The sequence below is a fragment of the Nitrospirota bacterium genome, from assembly GCA_016214385.1.
Classification (GTDB): Bacteria; Nitrospirota; Thermodesulfovibrionia; order UBA6902; family JACROP01; genus JACROP01.
Map to the genome: position 1 here is coordinate 1 of JACROP010000087.1, position 16,034 is coordinate 16,034.

The following is a 16,034-nucleotide window of genomic DNA, read 5'->3' on the forward strand; positions in this document are numbered from 1 at the left end:
AGTTATAATAGTCTTATAATTGTAACGACATATTTGTAAAATCCCTCGTAACCTCCCTTTTCCAAAGGGAGGGATAATTCCACTCTTTGGCAAAGAGGGGCAAGGGGAGATTTTTTAATCTATGTCAATTCAATTATGAGACCCTTAATAACACAGACATTCTGAAAATATTGAGGTTACATAAATGCCAAAACATTTGTCTTCTTTTCTGAAATTAGGAATAGTCGGCCTCTGGATTGTCCTGCTGTCTGTTCTATTCTACCGCCACTATATATCAGGCACCACACTCTCACCCATTCAGAAGGTCTCAGGCAAAGAGTTTAAGACCAAAGAGGAATGGTTCGGTGTTTATTTAAAAGGTGAAAAACTTGGACATGTAAAAACATCTCTGGAAAAGATAGGGGAAGAATACAGGTTTATCAATATTAGCGAAACAACTGTAAAGGACAAAGATAAGGTTATTCATACGAGGACAGAGCTAAGGTGCCTCACAGACCTCGATTACAGGATTAAGTCTTTTGATTTCGATTCTGAATCAGAGGGGAATCGATTAAAGGCCCATGGTGAGATGAAGGGAGACCTGCTTGTGATGTTCACAGAGGTAAATGGCCAACGGCGGGCTGTGAATAAGACCCTGGACAAACAGCCTTATTTTCCACTCACAGTCAAGGCAGCGCTTTTTGAGCAGGGAATGGAAAAGGGCAAGAGATTTAAGATTCCTATCCTCGATATCATGTCATTCAATGTAATTGATGAGACTATCGAGGTTGAGGAGCTTATTCCTGTAAAGGTAGGGATTAGAGTTAATACTGCATATCTCTTGAGGGTGGGAAAGAATCACATCTGGCTGAGCGATGGCGGCCTTACTCTAAAAGAGGAATATCAATCAGGATTACTCTTAATCTCAGAGCCTGAAGATGTGGCAAAAACAAAGGAGGCCAGGGTTTTTGATTTTCTTTCACTGCCTGTGATAGAGACAAATAAGCAATTGCCAAACCATGAAAAGCTCTCTTACGCTAAGTTCCGCATCTCTGGTATAAATCTCTCCGAATTCAATGCCCTGAATGGTGGAAGGCAGGCATTAAAAGGAGATGTCCTTGAAATCCGCAGAGAAAATGAAGAAGAGTTTAAAAAACAGACATACGACCTTCCCTATAAAGGCACAGACCTTGAAGCATACCTTCAGCCTACACCCTTTGTGCAGAGCGATCACCGCACAATCATTTATAACTCTAAGAAATTCGTTATCATAGAAAAAAATAGCGCCTTCAGGCTCGCACGCTACCTGACATCGAATTTATACCTCACTATCCGTAAACATCTCTTTGCCAGGATACCAACTGCCATGGATGTCTTTAAATCACGTGCTGGGGACAGCAATGAACATACCGTGTTGTTTACAGCCTTTGCGCGTGCAGGAGGGCTTCCCACAAGGATGGTGGCTGGTCTTGTTTACATGCAGGGCAGGTTTTATTATCATACATGGCCCGAGGTCTGGCTGGGTGAGTGGATAGCAGTAGACCCTACCCTTGCACAGTTTCCGGCAGATGCCACGCACATCAGGCTTATGGAAGGGGATATGGATAAACTCACATCCCTCGGAAGACTTGTTACACAGATGAAAATTGATATAATAGAGGCAAAATGATAGTCCTTGACCATGTATTTAAAAAATATGGAGACCTCGTTGCTGTAAATGATGTCTGCCTCGAAACAAAGGCAGGCGAGATATTTGGGTTCCTCGGCCCCAACGGTGCTGGAAAAACTACTGCAATCAGGATGATAATGGGGCTTATGAAACCCACCTCAGGGACCATAACCATTGATGGCCACGACATCCAGAAAGACCCGATTTCTGCAAAAAAGGTACTGGGTTATATACCTGACAGGCCGTTCCTCTATGAGAAACTCACAGCATGGGAATATATGAAATTCATTGCAGGCATGTACGGAGTGGAAGACAGGGTTTTAAAGGGCAGGGGGATTGAATTCCTTGAGATATTTGAATTGACTGATTGGGCAAATGAACTCATAGAGAATTTTTCCCATGGCATGAAGCAGAGGCTCTGCCTTTCAGCAGCCTTTATGCGGAGGCCGAAGGTGATGGTGCTGGATGAGCCTGTTGTTGGCCTTGACCCGAGGGGAGCAAGGCTCCTCAAGGAAATCCTTCGCACATCCCGCGACCAGGGCATGACAATATTCATGTCAACACATATACTTGAAATAGCAGAGCAGATGTGCGACAGGATAGGGATTATACATAATGGAAAGATGATTGCCCTCGGCACAATACACGAAATCAAGGAACAAGCCCATGCAACAGATAGCAAACTTGAACAGGTCTTCCTGCATCTTACAGGCGGAGAGGATGTTATAAACCTCATCAGGACGCTTCAGGCATAATAATCATGCGTGAGTTTTTTCTACTACTTGCACCGCACTTCTGGACACTGAAAAACAGTGTCCTGCGTTTTGACCGCGCTACTTATATAAAATCTTTCTTTTTCATTCTGCTGGCAACAGGGTTCTGGCTTGGAACAATACGAGTTCTGAATATTGTATTGGTGAGGCTGCATGGCATGTCAGCCGAGGTTGGAGCCGTAATTGTGCTCAAGGGTTTTGCCCTGCTCCTGATGATCGTGTTTTTCTTGCTCATCTTCAGCGGCCTCCTTTTTGCTACAAATTGCTTCTACCTCTCAAAGGAGCTTCCCATGGCCCTGTCTTTCCCTGTGCTATGGGATAATATTTATCTTTCCAAATGGGTGGAAACACTGATAAAGTCCTCATGGATGGTCTTACTCTTTGGGATACCTGTTTTCCTGTCCTTCGGCAAGCTCTTCAATGTTTCAGCCTGGTATTATGTCTGGTTTCTGCCAGCATTGGCCTTATTTGCAGGTATTTCTGTCGGGATAGGGATATTGATTGCAATTGTTCTCATGGCAGTATTGCCTGCAAGGCAGGCCAGGAATCTCTTTGTTTTTATGGGACTCCTGATGTTTGTGGTTCTTTTTCTGCTGTTTAGATTCTTGAGGCCCGAACGATTTGCCAATCCAGAATGGTTTGCCACCCTGGCCATCTTTCTGTCTGAAATGAAATTACCTGTCTTTGTATTCCTCCCGAGCATGTGGACAATAGAGGTGCTGTCGCCATTTTTTGGAACAGGAGAGGGAACGCCTGTGTTATACGGCCTGCTGTTGATCTCTACTCTCAGTGTCCTGATTATATTCGGGCACTGGCTCTTCAAAAGGTTCTACTATAATGGCTGGGTTAAGGCCCAGGAAGGCCAGAAGGTCTTTTTGACATCATCAGAAATTATTCCCACGCAGGCTGGCAGGAAAGGGTTTTCTCTGAATATAATATACCGCGGTTTTTTAAAGATTACTGCCGGCCTTGCGAGAAGACAAAGGCGCGCCCTCATTGAAAAGGACCTTACTGTATTTTTCCGGGACATTGCTCAGTGGTCTCAGTCACTTTTACTCATGGCGCTGGTAATTATTTATCTTTTCAGCATCAGGGCATTACCACTGGACTGGGGCACTTTTCTGAGCGTTCAGCTCAAATACATAATCTCATTCCTTAATGTGGGTCTTGTGGGGATTGTCATAGCGGCTATATCATCCCGCTTCGTATTTCCATTGGTGAGTCGTGAGGGAAATGCCTTCTGGATAATAAGGGTCTCTCCAATAAGCCTCCGCAGGTTTTTATGGAGCAAATACCTTCTCGCCTTTATTCCACTATTTTTGCTTGCACAGGTTCTTATTGTAGTATCCAATCTATTTTTAAGAGTGGATGTCTGGTTCATGATTTTAGGTATCCTTACAGGTTCAATCATGGCTGCCTCGATAACAGGGCTTGCAATTGGCATGGGAGCATCCTATGCCAGGTTCCCAACAGAAAGTACAACCCAGTCACCCACCGGTTTTGGAGGCACTGTTTACATGCTCCTATCAATCGCACTTATTGCTATTACTATAGCCCTGGAGGTCATTCCTACGGCAGTTATCTTTATTAAAGAGGTCACCAAAATGAGCCTTACATTGCGGGCATGGTTAATTATGGGTTTATTCTTTTTATCAGCCCTTATCCTTAATATCTCTGCCCTATGGTTTTCCATGAAGCGAGGCGAGAAAAAACTGATAAGACTTGAAGTAACAGATTAAATCAGCCATTCAAACCCACCTGATCTTTACGAGGTGCTCAACTTTTTTAAATTCAGGGTCCCCGGTAACAATAGTGGCTTTGTGTTCAATGGCCGAGGCAATTACGAAGCAGTCAGCATAGGATATACTGTATTCAGCCTTGTACTCGGCAGCCTGGAAGATCAGGCTATTAGGCACATCCAGGATAGTGAAATTTAACCGCTCTATATGGGCAATGACCTCTATCTTTTTAAGGTCACCAAATTCCCTTTTAGTAATATAAATTATTTCACCAAGATTTATGACATTAATGTATTTTGGAGATCCTGTCTTCTTAATTTCTGAAAGAATGTCTACAACTTCATCAAAGCCCTTTTCTTTTTGAAAAAACTTTAAAAGGGCATGGCTGTCAAAAATATAAGAGTCTGCCATTTTATCTAAAATCCTTTTTGCGCTCTTTCAGGAGCTGCTCGGAGAGGGAAGGTTTTGCTGGTAAAGCCCCGCAGGCAGCCTTAATTGGGTCATCAACAGGTGGAATAAGATATATGATGCCCCCATATTCCATCACCTGCAACTCTGAGCCAACCTGTATGTTGTATTTTTTCCTTAATTCCACAGGAATAACAATCTGTCCTTTGGCAAGAGTTTTAACAGTTGTCATAAATTCCAACCTCCTCTCTAAAAGTTAGACATATATTTTAATGGTATAACTTTTTCATGATTTTGTCAAACCTACCTTTATTTTTAAATTTAAATATTGAACCTGAAATTTATAATATCTCCATCTTTTACAATATAATTTTTGCCTTCAAGCCTCAAAAGCCCCTTTTCTTTTGCCTTTGCCATGCTTGCACCTGAATCTATAAACTCGTTAAAGCCTATTACCTCAGCCCTTATGAACCCCCGCTCAATGTCTGAGTGAATCTTGCCTGCGGCCTTAAGGGCTTCCATTCCCTGTTTTATCGTCCATGCCTTTACCTCATCTTCACCCACGGTGAAAAAAGAAATCAGGCCAAGCAGACTGTAGGAAAGCCTTATAAGTTTGTTGCGGACAGGCTCTTTTATTTTTAAGTCATCTAAGAATGCCCTTGCCTCCTCTGCTAAAAGCTGAGCTATCTCCATCTCCACCTTTCCGCACAAAGAGAGTGACGAGTGACGAGTGACAAGTGACAAGTTTTTGTATTTACTCTGAAAATACCCTTCTACCTCTTTTAGGAGGTTACTTGCCTTCTCTGTATTCAGATCGTTTTCTCCTATATTGATTACTACAATCTCTGGTTTTGTGGAAAGAAACTGTAATGTCCTCATGGCCTTCTGCTCATCAATATTAAATTCAATGTCCCTCAGGGCTGTCTCTTTTTCAAGGGCATCCTTGCATTTCAAAAGGAGCCTCTTCTCTGCCTCATCAGGCTTTTTGCCCCGCTTTGCCCCCTGCTCTATCCTCTCAAGCCTTTTTTCTACTAGCTCAAGGTCGCTAAATATGAGTTCAAGCTCAAGTGCCTCTGCATCGCGCCTTGCATCAATGTTTCCCATAGGATGCGCCACCGCATCGTCTTCAAATGCACGCACAACATGAACGGCTGCATCCACGTCTTTTATCAGGTCATAGACTTTCCTATTCTGCTCTGTGTCACCCTTTGTAAGACCGATATAATCAATGTATTCAACTGTCGCATAGGTGGTCTTTTTAGGTTTATAAATTTCTGAGAGTTTATCCACACGCAAGTCAGGCACCTGCACAACGGCGATATTCGGCTCGCCTCCTGTTGTGGGATATATGGTTGTCTCGATGTCCTGACCTGTGAGGGCATTGAAAATAGTTGTCCTGCCTGAATTGGAAAGGCCGATGATGGCAAGCTTCATTAAGGGGTCTTCACCTTTCTCCCTTTTGTCAGACCCGTCTCCCGACTGATCGGGATTCGCAGAGGAGAATGGGAAATGATATAAATTCTTTTATAAAAATTGCAACTCCTGCCGCTATCTTGCATCCTTATTCTTTGGCCTTCTGTTTGCCTCGAGGACTTTCTTTCTGATACGCACTGACTGTGGTGTGACTTCAACGAGCTCATCTTCTTTTATAAACTCTATTGCGTGTTCAAGGCTCATGCCCTTTGGCGGTATAAGCTGCAGTGCGTCATCTGAGCCTGCTGCCCTCATGTTGGTGAGCTTCTTTTCCTTTATCACATTGACATCTATATCATTGTCCCTCGAATTCTCGCCTATGACCATGCCCTCGTAGACATGGGTATTCTCTTTTATAAAAAGAGTGCCTCTCGGCTGTAAGTGGAATAAGGCATATGTCGTGGCCTTTCCGGCTCTGTCAGCAACAATCGCTCCTGTGGAACGCTTTGATATCTCATCTTCTGCATCTTTCCCCTGCGCATTCCTGCCTGCTGGGTTACTATCCCAACAAACTCCTCAGGCACATCTATCACAAGAAGCTCCATTGGCTCATGCAACTGGCCATTTATATGTTTTGTTATTGTCTCAGGCATAGAGACAGAGAGTTCATAGCCTTCCCTCCTCATCATCTCGATGAGAATCGCAAGCTGCAGCTCTCCCCTCCCCATGACATTGAAAGAATCAGTGTTGTCAAAATCAACTTTAATTGCTACATTGTATAAAAGCTCTTTTTCAAGGCGTTCTCTCAGATTCCTTGATGTGACATACTTCCCTTCCTTGCCTGAAAACGGAGAGGTATTCACAGAAAAGACCATAGAGATCGTCGGTTCATCTACTCTTATCCGCGGAAGTGGTTTCGGATTCTCTAAATCTGTTATAGTATCACCGATGTTTATCCCTTCGACCCCTGCAACTGCAACAATATCTCCGGCTGATGCCTCCCCTATCCCAATCCTTTCAAGCCCCTGAAATCCATACAGGGATGTTATCTTTGTCTTTATGGCTGAGCCGCTGCTGTTAATCACAGATAACCAGTCTCCGTCCCTTATAGTCCCGGAGAATATCCTGCCGATTGCGAGCCTTCCGACATAGTCGTTATAATCAATATTGGTGACAAGCATCTGCAATGTCCCTTTGTCATCTCCTGCAGGAGGAGGGATTGTCTTGAGGATTAATTCAAAGAGGTTTCTTAAATCCTTCGAATCTTCATCCATCGAGAGTTTTGCTACGCCCTGTTTTGCATTTGTATAAACTATGGGAAATTCGAGCTGGTCTTCGGTTGCATCGAGGTCTATAAAAAGGTCGTATATCTCGTTAAGCACTTCCTGTATCCTTGCATCAGGCCTGTCTATTTTGTTTATTACTACAACCGGCGGAAGATTCAGTTCAAGGGCTTTTTTAAGCACAAACCTTGTCTGTGGCAGCGGGCCTTCTGATGCATCAACGAGCAACAGCACACCGTCAACCATCTTCAATGTCCTCTCGACCTCTCCTCCAAAATCAGCATGCCCCGGGGTATCAACGACATTGATCTTAACGCCTGTGTATTCGATGGCAGTGTTTTTAGCCATTATGGTGATGCCCCGCTCACGCTCAAGGTCGATGTTGTCCATAATCCTTTCCTGTACCTTCTCGTTTGAGCGAAATATGCCTGCCTGCTTGAGCAGGCCATCAACAAGTGTTGTCTTCCCATGGTCAACATGGGCAATGATGGCAATATTCCTTAAATCTTCACGTCCCATATTCTATTCAGTCCGCGCCTTTGCCGGCTGGATCTTTATCCTCTTTCCTTTCATCATCATATCATCCACAGAGCGTATCACCCTGTCAGCCAGCTCTGCCGGAACCTCAACAAAGGTGAATTTATCATAAACATCGATTTTACCGATCCTGCTGTACGGGATATTCGCCTCTGATGCTATTGACTTTACAATGTCAGCGACCTTGATCCTGTCATTACGGCCTATGGTCATGAATAAACGTGTCACGCCTGTCTTTTCATGCTGTTCTTCTATATGCTGCTCATCAAATACCCCACCGTATACGGCAAAAATGGCTGCTGCTGCGATATCTTCAGGGCTATAGGTTTCTGATAGTTCTTTGACGGCTGAAATATAGCTTGAAAATTTATTGTCCTTGATTATCCCTGAGATGTCTCTCACTATGTTCTTTTCCTTTGCCTTGATGACCTCCTGTTTTGTAGGCAGTCTCTTTTTGTCAATAACTGTCTTTGCGGTCTTTTCTATCAGTCTTAGATGTCTGTACTCCCTTGGTGTGACAAGGGTTATTGCAATGCCAGACTTGCCTGCCCTTCCTGTCCTTCCGATTCTGTGCACATAGCTTTCAGGGTTCTGGGGGATGTTGTAGTTGATCACATGAGTCACATTTTTTATATCGAGCCCCCTTGCTGCAACATCAGTAGCAACAAGAATATCGAGAGTACCATTTTTAAAATTCTTCATTACATCGTCTCTCTGCACCTGCGTAAAATCGCCGTGGAGGGCATTTCCATTATATCCCATCTGCTGGAGTTTCATAGAGACCTGATCGACTTCCCTCTTTGTATGACAGAAGATGATTGCAAGCTGAGGGTCTTCGACATCAAGAAGCCTTGAGAGGGCATTTATCTTGTCCTCTTCCCTGACCTCATAAAAAACCTGCTTTATCTTCTGGACGATGATGTCCTTTGGGTTTATCCTTATCTTCTCGGGATGTTTCATATACCTTTTTGAGATATCCATTATCGGCTGGGGCATAGTGGCTGAAAATAACAGGGTTTGCCTTTCTGATGGAGTGGTTTTGAGTATTATCTCGATATCGTCAACAAAACCCATATCGAGCATCTCATCAGCCTCATCAAGGACAACGATCTTTATGTCTGAAAGTGAGATGGTCTTTCTGTTTATATGGTCTATAACCCGTCCGGGTGTTCCAACAACAACGTCCACTCCACGCTTTAATGCCTTTATCTGGGTCTCGATCGACTTACCGCCGTAAACCGGCAGAACATTTATGTGCCTGTACTTGCCTATAATGTTGACCTCCTGAGCCACCTGAACAGCAAGCTCTCTTGTCGGCTCGAGGATAATGGCAAAGGGACTTTTGCCCTTTCGGTTCATCTCAACAATAGGTATTCCGAATGCAGCAGTCTTGCCTGTGCCTGTCTGCGCCTGCCCAACTATATCCAGCCCCCTTAATATCAAAGGGATAGAAGAAACCTGGATCGGTGTCGGTTCCTCGAATCCTATCTCTGATATAGACTTTAATGTCTCTGTACTTAAAGAAGAATCTTCGAACTTCATTTTTTTATACTCCTCCTGAACTATGCAAAATAAAATCCCTCAGGGTTTCTTAAAATCCTCTGAGGGATTAGATGAAACTTCACCTTTGTTTTAATAGTATATTCTTATTTGTTCACTTATGTCAATGCACTTACTCATTCAAGTTAGGACATCATACACAAGGGAAAACCTTGACAAAGCAAAATTGTTTCTGTTATTTTTCATTGGCTTCAAGACCAAGTCAGTTTTAAGCGAGGAACAATTGAAAAGGCGTGGGTTTTTAAAACTTTTACTATCCCTCTTAGGTTCAACTGCAGCAGTTTCCTTTGTCTATCCCTTATTAAGATTCATTGCACCTCCTGGCGAGGCAAGAATCAAACAGATGAGCCTTAGAAAGGGCGAAATACCTCTGGGAGAGGCAAGGGATATTGTCTTCAACGCCACACCGGCAATTATTATCAACAGTCCAGAGAGAGGATATATAGCACTTTCGAGGGTATGCACCCATCTTGGGTGTCTTGTGGAGTATGATAAGGGTAAAAAAAGGCTATTATGCCCCTGCCATGCAGGGATATATGACCTCGAAGGAAATGTTTTATCAGGCCCGCCACCGAGACCTCTACCTAAGATTCCCTTAAGGATAGAGGGAGAAATTATTGTGATAGGGTGAGAAAATGTGGAAGAAGATAAGGGATTGGCTCGAGATAAGAATAGGCCTTGATAACCTCGTAAGGACGCAGGTGAAAGAATTCAGGGTGCCGGGGAATATTAATATCTTTTACACCCTCGGATTTGTTGCATTAACTGCGTATGTGCTTCAAGTAATATCTGGTATCTTTCTCCTCATATATTATGTGCCCCATTCAGAGCATGCCTTCAGTAGTGTTCAGGATATAATGAACAAGGTGCCCTATGGATGGCTCTTCAGGCAGATGCATGTGGCGGGTAGCAACCTCATGGTGGCCGTGGTCTTTCTCCATCTGTTTTCTGTATTCTTCATGGGGAGTTATAAAAAACCGAGGGAGATGACATGGGTCACTGGATGCTTGATGTTGTTCACTGTCCTCTTTTTTTGCCTCAGCGGGTATCTGCTGCCATGGAGTCAGTTGAGCTATTGGGCAACAACCATTGTTACTACCATGCCGACAGCTTTCCCGGTTATTGGTGATTTTATAGCCTGGATATTAAGAGGCGGTGACTATGTTTCAGGAAGCACACTTAATAGATTCTTTGCCATCCATGTGGCTTTGTTGCCTCCTGTTTTTTTATTCTTAATGGGTCTTCATATATTTCTGGTAAGGCGTATCGGTCTTTCATCGCCGCCCCTGGGGACTTCAAGTAAGAAAGGGCACTGGACTGAATACAGGCCAGAAACTCACCCTGAGGGATACCCATTTTATCCATATTTTGTGATGAAAGAGTTGGTTATGGTGATGATTTACCTCGCCCTCATGTTCTTTATAATCGCTTTCCTGCCAACACTGTTTCTACCAGGGGACGCCAATAGCCCTGCAAACCCCTTCAAGACACCTGTTCACATAAGACCTGAATGGTATTTCCTGGCGCCATACCAGATGCTGAAGCTCATCCCGAATAAATTCCTCGGCATAACCGCAGAGTTAATACTAATTGGAATCTTTCTCTTATGGCCGTTCTTTGATACAAAAGAAGAAAGAAATATACTTAAAAGACCCCGCCTGCTTGGTGTGTTCATATTTTCAGTGACCATCTGGGTAGTATTAACAATCTGGGGGAGGTATTGATGAGATACAGGATTTTCTGGATGCCCCTGCTTTTATTACTTCTAATTTTTACTCTAACCTCAGTTGCTATTGCAGGATTCAGGGAGCTCTTCGAAAAAGAGTTTCTTACCGAGCCATGGGCAGGCCCAAAGGTGGAAAAGGATGTCTGTATCGAATGCCATACCTCTGACATCATGAAGCCCCGGTTTCGAGTTATAGTTGATGAGTGGAAGATGAGCTGGCATTCTCAGAACAATGTTTCATGCCATGACTGCCATGGCGGTGACCCTAAGGATGCTGCGATGTCGATGTCCCCACAGAGGGGGTTTGCAGGAACTCCAAAATACGCTGATGTCCCCGAGTTCTGCGGTAAATGTCATATCGGCATACTGAAGAATTATCTTGAAAGCGGGCATGGAAAGACACTCAAGGCTACAAGAAAGGGGCCAAATTGTGTAACCTGTCATGGTTCTCACAATATCCAGAAGGCAAGTATAGATATTATAAGTGAGCAACAGTGCTCGAAGTGCCACTCTTACGAAAGGGCAAAGATAATGAAACAGGCACTGTTTCTTATCGAGAAGAAGATTGGCGATATAGAGGGAGATATTAAGAGACTGAGGGCCGGGGGGGTATTCACCGAAGAGGAAGAAAAGACCCTTTTCAGCACCCATGCAGAATTCCGCACCCTTTTCCATACCGTTGATGTAGCTCTTGTTAAAGACAGGACTGATGAATTCACAAATAAATTAAATCTCATCGAGAAAAATATAGAGGCCACCTTTAATGAACTCGGTTTCAGGAAGATTTTCTCCACCTTCTTTATGCTGGTCTTCGCTGGCATGGGTGTTGTGGTATTTCTGCTATCGAAGACATACAGGGATTAGCTTCGGCCTGAAATATGAAATCAACAATCTGAAATCTCTCTGTGTCCTCTGTGGTTTTCTTTATGTATTTTCGTGTTAATGCGATTCCCTGTGGTTAAAGACAGGGAAAATCTTGTCGAAGATCCAGAAAAGGACAAAGGGCATTATCAGGATACTGAGTGCGCCGCCAAGGCCTTCCTTAAAGGTCTCCCAATCATGCGGAATTATTGGAAGGATATACTCCATGTATCCTGCAAATGTTAATGAGAATGCCTGCCCTCCAATGACAACGTTCCATCTCATCATAAATACACCCATCAGGACGAGGAGCAGTCCGGCAATAGCCCTCCTTATTGTAAGCCCTGGTATCAGAAAGAGTATAAAGGGGATGAGGTTGCCGAATGTATACTGAAGTATAAATATGTTTGTGAAGTCTTTCCCATAGATAACAGTGCGCAGTATGTCCCAGTGTTTGACAGCAGTATATCCCCTGAACACAAGGTCAAGAAACTCAAGGGTGATGGCAAATACCATAAACAATAAGAGATATTTCGCTGTCATCCTTATGATACCAATCTCTACACCCTTCACCTCTTCAACATTCATCCATGGCTTTCTCTGGGACCTTATTTTTATCTTCCTTATTTCCATGACGATTATATAGGTCAACAGGCACAGGGCGATGCCAGATACGATGGCAGACATTATGAATATGACAGGCATGAGAGGCGTCATCCAGAGGGCATTTGCCTTGACCGAGCCAAATATGAAGCCTGCGTATCCGTGTAGAAAACAGGCAACAGGGATACCAACACCAGCAAGGATCTTTATAGCCTTCTCGTCTTTTTTAATGGACTTCTCGCTTAAATCATAATCGCCGAGTGTAAGGACGGAGAATATCAGGTATTTAACCCTGTCCAGTAGTTTCTTGTCCTGTTTTACTTTTAAAGACAATGCGGTCTCAATGAAGTGTTTTCTGTATAAAAACCAGAGTTCAGATGCAACAATGGCACCATAGGCGAAGAATACTAATCCAAAGGCAGCGATTGCCGATGTGAAGTGAGGTGTTAAAAATACATTCATTCCCCTGAAGGGATGCTGGAGATGTAATGCAATGGGCAAAGGTGCTACAAAGAGAAGGGCAAAGGAGAATACGAGTGCAAATCTCGCCATATCCTTGAGCTCTTTTATGCCGAAGAGATGATAGAGGGAAGAAAGAACAAAGGCACCTGCCACAAGCCCTGTCATAAATGGGTACATCACAATCTGAATACTCCAGTATATGTATTCGTTGGGATAGACAAATAATTCCTTATGGGTCCAAAGTTCACCATGAACCATCTTACCTGACCTCCTTGCTCAGGCCCCGATAATATACCTGAGGTTTTGTGCCATATTCGTCTTTTAATACAGTGACCCTTTCAGTCCTTATAATCCTGCCCACCTCGTCGTTTGGGTCACTTATATTTCCGATGAGCCTTGCGCCAAATGGGCATGCCTGAACACAGGCTGTCTTCATGCCCTTTGTTATCCTGTGATAGCAGAAGTTACATTTTTCAGCAGTCCTGTATACAGGATGGAAAAACCTGACGCCGTATGGGCATGCCATGATACAATATCCGCATCCGATACACCATTTCCTGTCAACTAAGACAACACCATCAGATGCCTGATATGTTGCACCAACAGGACATACCTGAACGCATGGTGGATTCTCGCACTGATTGCACAATTTTGGGACAAAAAAGGCCTTTTCTATATCGCCCTTTTTGATATTAATCCCTGCGGGATCATTCCTTGTGAACCCGTCCCTCGCAGCCTTTGGTGAGTCAGTAAGCACTCTTCCGTCCTTTGTAACGACATAGCGTTCAACCCATGTCCTTGAGACATTGGCATCGTAAGGGACCTCGTTCTCCAATTTACATGCCCTTACACAAAAACCGCATCCAACGCACTTTTGTGTATCAACGAGGAAACCCCATCTAACCTTCTTTGTATCCTTCGAGGCAAATAGCTTTGAAGGATTAAGTATCTCTATAGTCAGCGCCGGAATCGCTATTGCAGCAGCGCCCTGTAAGGAATATTTGATGAAATCCCTCCTCGTTATCATTTTTTAAATCCCTCCAGTGATGGTTTGTGAGGATTATGGCACATGACACACTCGATGTCTGGATTGTGATTGTCAGGGTCTATCGCTTTTATGTTTGCCCTGTTGCTCGTTGGATAGGGAAGGTATGAATGGCACCTCAGACACTGTTCTCTGCTCTTATTGATTGAAAGCTTTGGAGGATTCTCAGGGTGGTCTATTGCAGGGTCATGGCAGTTTTCGCACTGGATAATAGCATGTGGTGTCTGCATTATCGAAGAGTATTTATCAGTGTGGCAGTCTTTGCAGTACTCGGAAGACCTGTGTTTTACCTTGAAGGCCTTCCATTCATCCTCATTGGACTTCCTGTACCAGCTATACATATAGCCCCTATCATATACGCCAAAGTCTTTTGGCACAATGAACCCCCTGATAATCAGCACAAGGGCAATAATGCCGATTACTACATAAAGCGGTCTTAAGACATGGCTCTTCACAGTTTCTCCTTTTTTACGGCCCTATAAATTTCTTTGGCTCCCTGTATTCATGACACTTTACACAGTCTGTTTTAGCTTGAGCCTCAGACACTCTCCATGCATGGGGCTTATGACACTCTTTACACTTCATACCAACGACCTTTATATGGAGATTGTGTTTGCCCACCTCAGGGATAATCTTATGACAATCCAAACAATGGCCCCAATCAGGCCGTACAGTTACGTGTGGTTTATGGCATTCATAACAGTAAAACTGCATTGGCGCATCGGCAGGGACATTTATCTTTATTGCCCTGGCAATTATTTTCGGGGTGGGCTGAAAGTATTTGACATCAATGGTTGCATCAGCAATAAGTTTTTTCCTGATTTTCTCCTCTCCGTGGCAAAAGAGGCACTTCCCCCTCTCGGGTCTGAGGTCTCTGGTCCTATCAGTATGCCCGTTCAGGCAGGCAAGCCCCTCCATACCTGCACCATGAACCTCTTTGCCCTTATGGCACATTGTGCAGAACCTCTCCTCAGGAATGAATTTGTGCAAAATATAGCCGTGGCATTTTGAGCACTCCACCTGCTCTATGAAAACATGCTTTGAATGGATTGGAGAGCGATTTATCAGTGGAGATTTGGGATAACGCTCATCCTTTTCCCAGTGACATTTTATACAGTAATTCCAGGGGACAATAATCTTGCCATGCCTTTCAGGCACCTTCTCGGGTCTGTACAGGACAAAGCTTATGAGGAGCCTGTTCTGCTCCGGTATTGAGAGGTGATGGCACTCATGGCAATTTACATCTTTGTGTTCGCTTTCTGTCCATCTTTCGAATGCAGGCTTCATGAGATGGCAGCTTATGCAGAATTTAGGATTCTTCTGTGTGAAGTCATAGAACTTGAAGGCGCCCACACCTCCGCCGATGATAATGATTAACAAAAGAATGGCTATGAGTATCTTGGCCCTGAGGGGAATCCCATTCTTCCACAACCTGCGTGGGTTAAACATCTTAATTTTTTCTTTAAATGCCATTAAAGCTCCCTGAATGACTCATAAGCAGCTCTTATTGTAGCTTTTATGTCTGTTTGAGAATGGGCCAGCGAAATAAATCCCGCTTCAAACTGAGAAGGGGCTAAATTAATACCCCGCCTGAGCATGCCATAGAAGAACCTGGCAAATTTTTTTGTGTCAGCCCTTCTGGCTGTTGCATAATCGTAAACAGCGCTATCTGTAAAATATGTGCAGAACATGGTTCCTGCCCTGTAAAACATGGTTTTAGCACCTGCTTTTTTTGATGCGTCTTTAAGCCCTTCTTCAAGGGCAAGGGCCTTTTCCTCAAGTCTCCTGTATGTCCCCTGAATGGATAGAACCTTCAAGGTTTCAATGCCTGCAGTCATTGCGAGGGGATTTCCTGAAAGTGTTCCAGCCTGATAAACAGGGCCTTCAGGAGCAACAAGTTTCATTATTTCATTTTTCCCGCCATAGGCGCCAACAGGCAGCCCCCCACCTATGACCTTGCCGAGGCAGGTCATATC

15 protein-coding genes and 1 pseudogene are annotated in these 16,034 nt (G+C 43.9%); 6 read left to right on the forward strand and 10 right to left on the reverse strand.

The annotated features are described in order from the left end of the window. Positions 1–184 precede the first annotated feature (184 nt). From HZC12_05465 to HZC12_05475, 3 genes are read left to right on the forward strand one after another with little or no spacing between them, the layout of a single operon-like run. Positions 185–1,648, forward strand: a complete 1,464-nt coding sequence (locus tag HZC12_05465; GenBank protein ID MBI5026171.1) for a transglutaminase domain-containing protein — start codon at positions 185–187, stop codon at positions 1,646–1,648. After that, positions 1,645–2,403, forward strand: a complete 759-nt coding sequence (locus tag HZC12_05470) for an ABC transporter ATP-binding protein (GenBank protein ID MBI5026172.1) — start codon at positions 1,645–1,647, stop codon at positions 2,401–2,403. Before HZC12_05465 ends, HZC12_05470 begins: the two co-directional genes overlap by 4 nt. Positions 2,404–2,408: 5 nt before the next feature. Next, the gene (locus tag HZC12_05475; protein ID MBI5026173.1) at positions 2,409–4,160 is read left to right on the forward strand and encodes a hypothetical protein; all 1,752 of its coding nucleotides are present in this window, start codon (positions 2,409–2,411) and stop codon (positions 4,158–4,160) included. A gap of 9 nt (positions 4,161–4,169) precedes the next feature. Here HZC12_05475 and HZC12_05480 read toward each other — a convergent pair whose 3' ends face one another. The 5 genes and pseudogenes from HZC12_05480 to HZC12_05500 form a co-directional block, all read right to left on the reverse strand. After that, positions 4,170–4,571 carry a type II toxin-antitoxin system VapC family toxin gene (locus HZC12_05480; GenBank protein MBI5026174.1) on the reverse strand — a complete coding sequence of 134 codons (402 nt, stop codon included), beginning with the start codon at positions 4,569–4,571 and terminating at the stop codon, positions 4,170–4,172. 1 nt (position 4,572) lies between these two features. After that, positions 4,573–4,800: an AbrB/MazE/SpoVT family DNA-binding domain-containing protein gene (locus HZC12_05485; protein ID MBI5026175.1), complete on the reverse strand. Its 228-nt coding sequence runs from the start codon at positions 4,798–4,800 to the stop codon at positions 4,573–4,575. A gap of 89 nt (positions 4,801–4,889) precedes the next feature. After that, positions 4,890–6,002, reverse strand: coding sequence for a redox-regulated ATPase YchF (gene ychF, locus HZC12_05490; GenBank protein ID MBI5026176.1), 1,113 nt, complete (start codon positions 6,000–6,002; stop codon positions 4,890–4,892). A gap of 114 nt (positions 6,003–6,116) precedes the next feature. After that, a pseudogene (locus tag HZC12_05495) lies at positions 6,117–7,783 on the reverse strand (GTP-binding protein). A gap of 3 nt (positions 7,784–7,786) precedes the next feature. After that, on the reverse strand, positions 7,787–9,343 hold the full coding sequence (locus HZC12_05500) for a DEAD/DEAH box helicase (GenBank protein ID MBI5026177.1): 1,557 nt from the start codon (positions 9,341–9,343) through the stop codon (positions 7,787–7,789). A 124-nt stretch (positions 9,344–9,467) separates the two neighbouring features. Between HZC12_05500 and HZC12_05505 the strand changes: the two genes are divergently transcribed. Genes HZC12_05505 through HZC12_05515 form a run of 3 tightly spaced genes read left to right on the forward strand, consistent with a single transcriptional unit; the run spans position 9,468 to position 11,951 of the window. Continuing rightward, complete coding sequence (locus tag HZC12_05505) at positions 9,468–9,992, forward strand: Rieske (2Fe-2S) protein (GenBank protein MBI5026178.1); 525 nt, start codon at positions 9,468–9,470, stop codon at positions 9,990–9,992. 4 nt (positions 9,993–9,996) lie between these two features. Then, the gene (locus HZC12_05510; GenBank protein ID MBI5026179.1) at positions 9,997–11,085 is read left to right on the forward strand and encodes a cytochrome bc complex cytochrome b subunit; all 1,089 of its coding nucleotides are present in this window, start codon (positions 9,997–9,999) and stop codon (positions 11,083–11,085) included. Next, the gene (locus HZC12_05515; GenBank protein MBI5026180.1) at positions 11,085–11,951 is read left to right on the forward strand and encodes a cytochrome C; all 867 of its coding nucleotides are present in this window, start codon (positions 11,085–11,087) and stop codon (positions 11,949–11,951) included. The genes HZC12_05510 and HZC12_05515 overlap by 1 nt, the downstream gene beginning before the upstream one ends. A gap of 75 nt (positions 11,952–12,026) precedes the next feature. Here the strand turns inward: HZC12_05515 and nrfD are convergent, their stop codons facing one another. From nrfD to HZC12_05540, 5 genes are all read right to left on the reverse strand, one after another. Beyond that, positions 12,027–13,271 (reverse strand): polysulfide reductase NrfD, encoded by a 1,245-nt coding sequence (nrfD, locus tag HZC12_05520; GenBank protein ID MBI5026181.1) that lies wholly within the window; start codon positions 13,269–13,271, stop codon positions 12,027–12,029. A gap of 1 nt (position 13,272) precedes the next feature. Then, positions 13,273–14,040 (reverse strand): 4Fe-4S dicluster domain-containing protein, encoded by a 768-nt coding sequence (locus HZC12_05525; protein MBI5026182.1) that lies wholly within the window; start codon positions 14,038–14,040, stop codon positions 13,273–13,275. Beyond that, entirely contained in the window at positions 14,037–14,513 is a 477-nt protein-coding gene (locus HZC12_05530) for a cytochrome c3 family protein (GenBank protein ID MBI5026183.1), read from the reverse strand. Before HZC12_05530 ends, HZC12_05525 begins: the two co-directional genes overlap by 4 nt. Positions 14,514–14,526: 13 nt before the next feature. Then, the gene (locus HZC12_05535; protein ID MBI5026184.1) at positions 14,527–15,531 is read right to left on the reverse strand and encodes a cytochrome c3 family protein; all 1,005 of its coding nucleotides are present in this window, start codon (positions 15,529–15,531) and stop codon (positions 14,527–14,529) included. Further along, a partial coding sequence (locus tag HZC12_05540) for an aminotransferase class III-fold pyridoxal phosphate-dependent enzyme (GenBank protein ID MBI5026185.1) occupies positions 15,531–16,034 on the reverse strand: 504 nt, incomplete at its 5' end. The genes HZC12_05535 and HZC12_05540, both read right to left, overlap by 1 nt.

Coding starts and splice junctions, on each gene's coding strand:
- HZC12_05505 (MBI5026178.1), top strand. CDS start 9,468: ATGCACTTACTCATTCAAGTTAGGACATCATACACAAGGGAAAACCTT.
- HZC12_05535 (MBI5026184.1), bottom strand. CDS start 15,531: ATGGCATTTAAAGAAAAAATTAAGATGTTTAACCCACGCAGGTTGTGG.
- HZC12_05500 (MBI5026177.1), bottom strand. CDS start 9,343: ATGAAGTTCGAAGATTCTTCTTTAAGTACAGAGACATTAAAGTCTATA.
- HZC12_05465 (MBI5026171.1), top strand. CDS start 185: ATGCCAAAACATTTGTCTTCTTTTCTGAAATTAGGAATAGTCGGCCTC.
- HZC12_05515 (MBI5026180.1), top strand. CDS start 11,085: ATGAGATACAGGATTTTCTGGATGCCCCTGCTTTTATTACTTCTAATT.
- HZC12_05510 (MBI5026179.1), top strand. CDS start 9,997: ATGTGGAAGAAGATAAGGGATTGGCTCGAGATAAGAATAGGCCTTGAT.
- ychF (MBI5026176.1), bottom strand. CDS start 6,002: ATGAAGCTTGCCATCATCGGCCTTTCCAATTCAGGCAGGACAACTATT.
- HZC12_05485 (MBI5026175.1), bottom strand. CDS start 4,800: ATGACAACTGTTAAAACTCTTGCCAAAGGACAGATTGTTATTCCTGTG.
- HZC12_05525 (MBI5026182.1), bottom strand. CDS start 14,040: ATGATAACGAGGAGGGATTTCATCAAATATTCCTTACAGGGCGCTGCT.
- HZC12_05475 (MBI5026173.1), top strand. CDS start 2,409: ATGCGTGAGTTTTTTCTACTACTTGCACCGCACTTCTGGACACTGAAA.
- HZC12_05470 (MBI5026172.1), top strand. CDS start 1,645: ATGATAGTCCTTGACCATGTATTTAAAAAATATGGAGACCTCGTTGCT.
- nrfD (MBI5026181.1), bottom strand. CDS start 13,271: ATGGTTCATGGTGAACTTTGGACCCATAAGGAATTATTTGTCTATCCC.
- HZC12_05480 (MBI5026174.1), bottom strand. CDS start 4,571: ATGGCAGACTCTTATATTTTTGACAGCCATGCCCTTTTAAAGTTTTTT.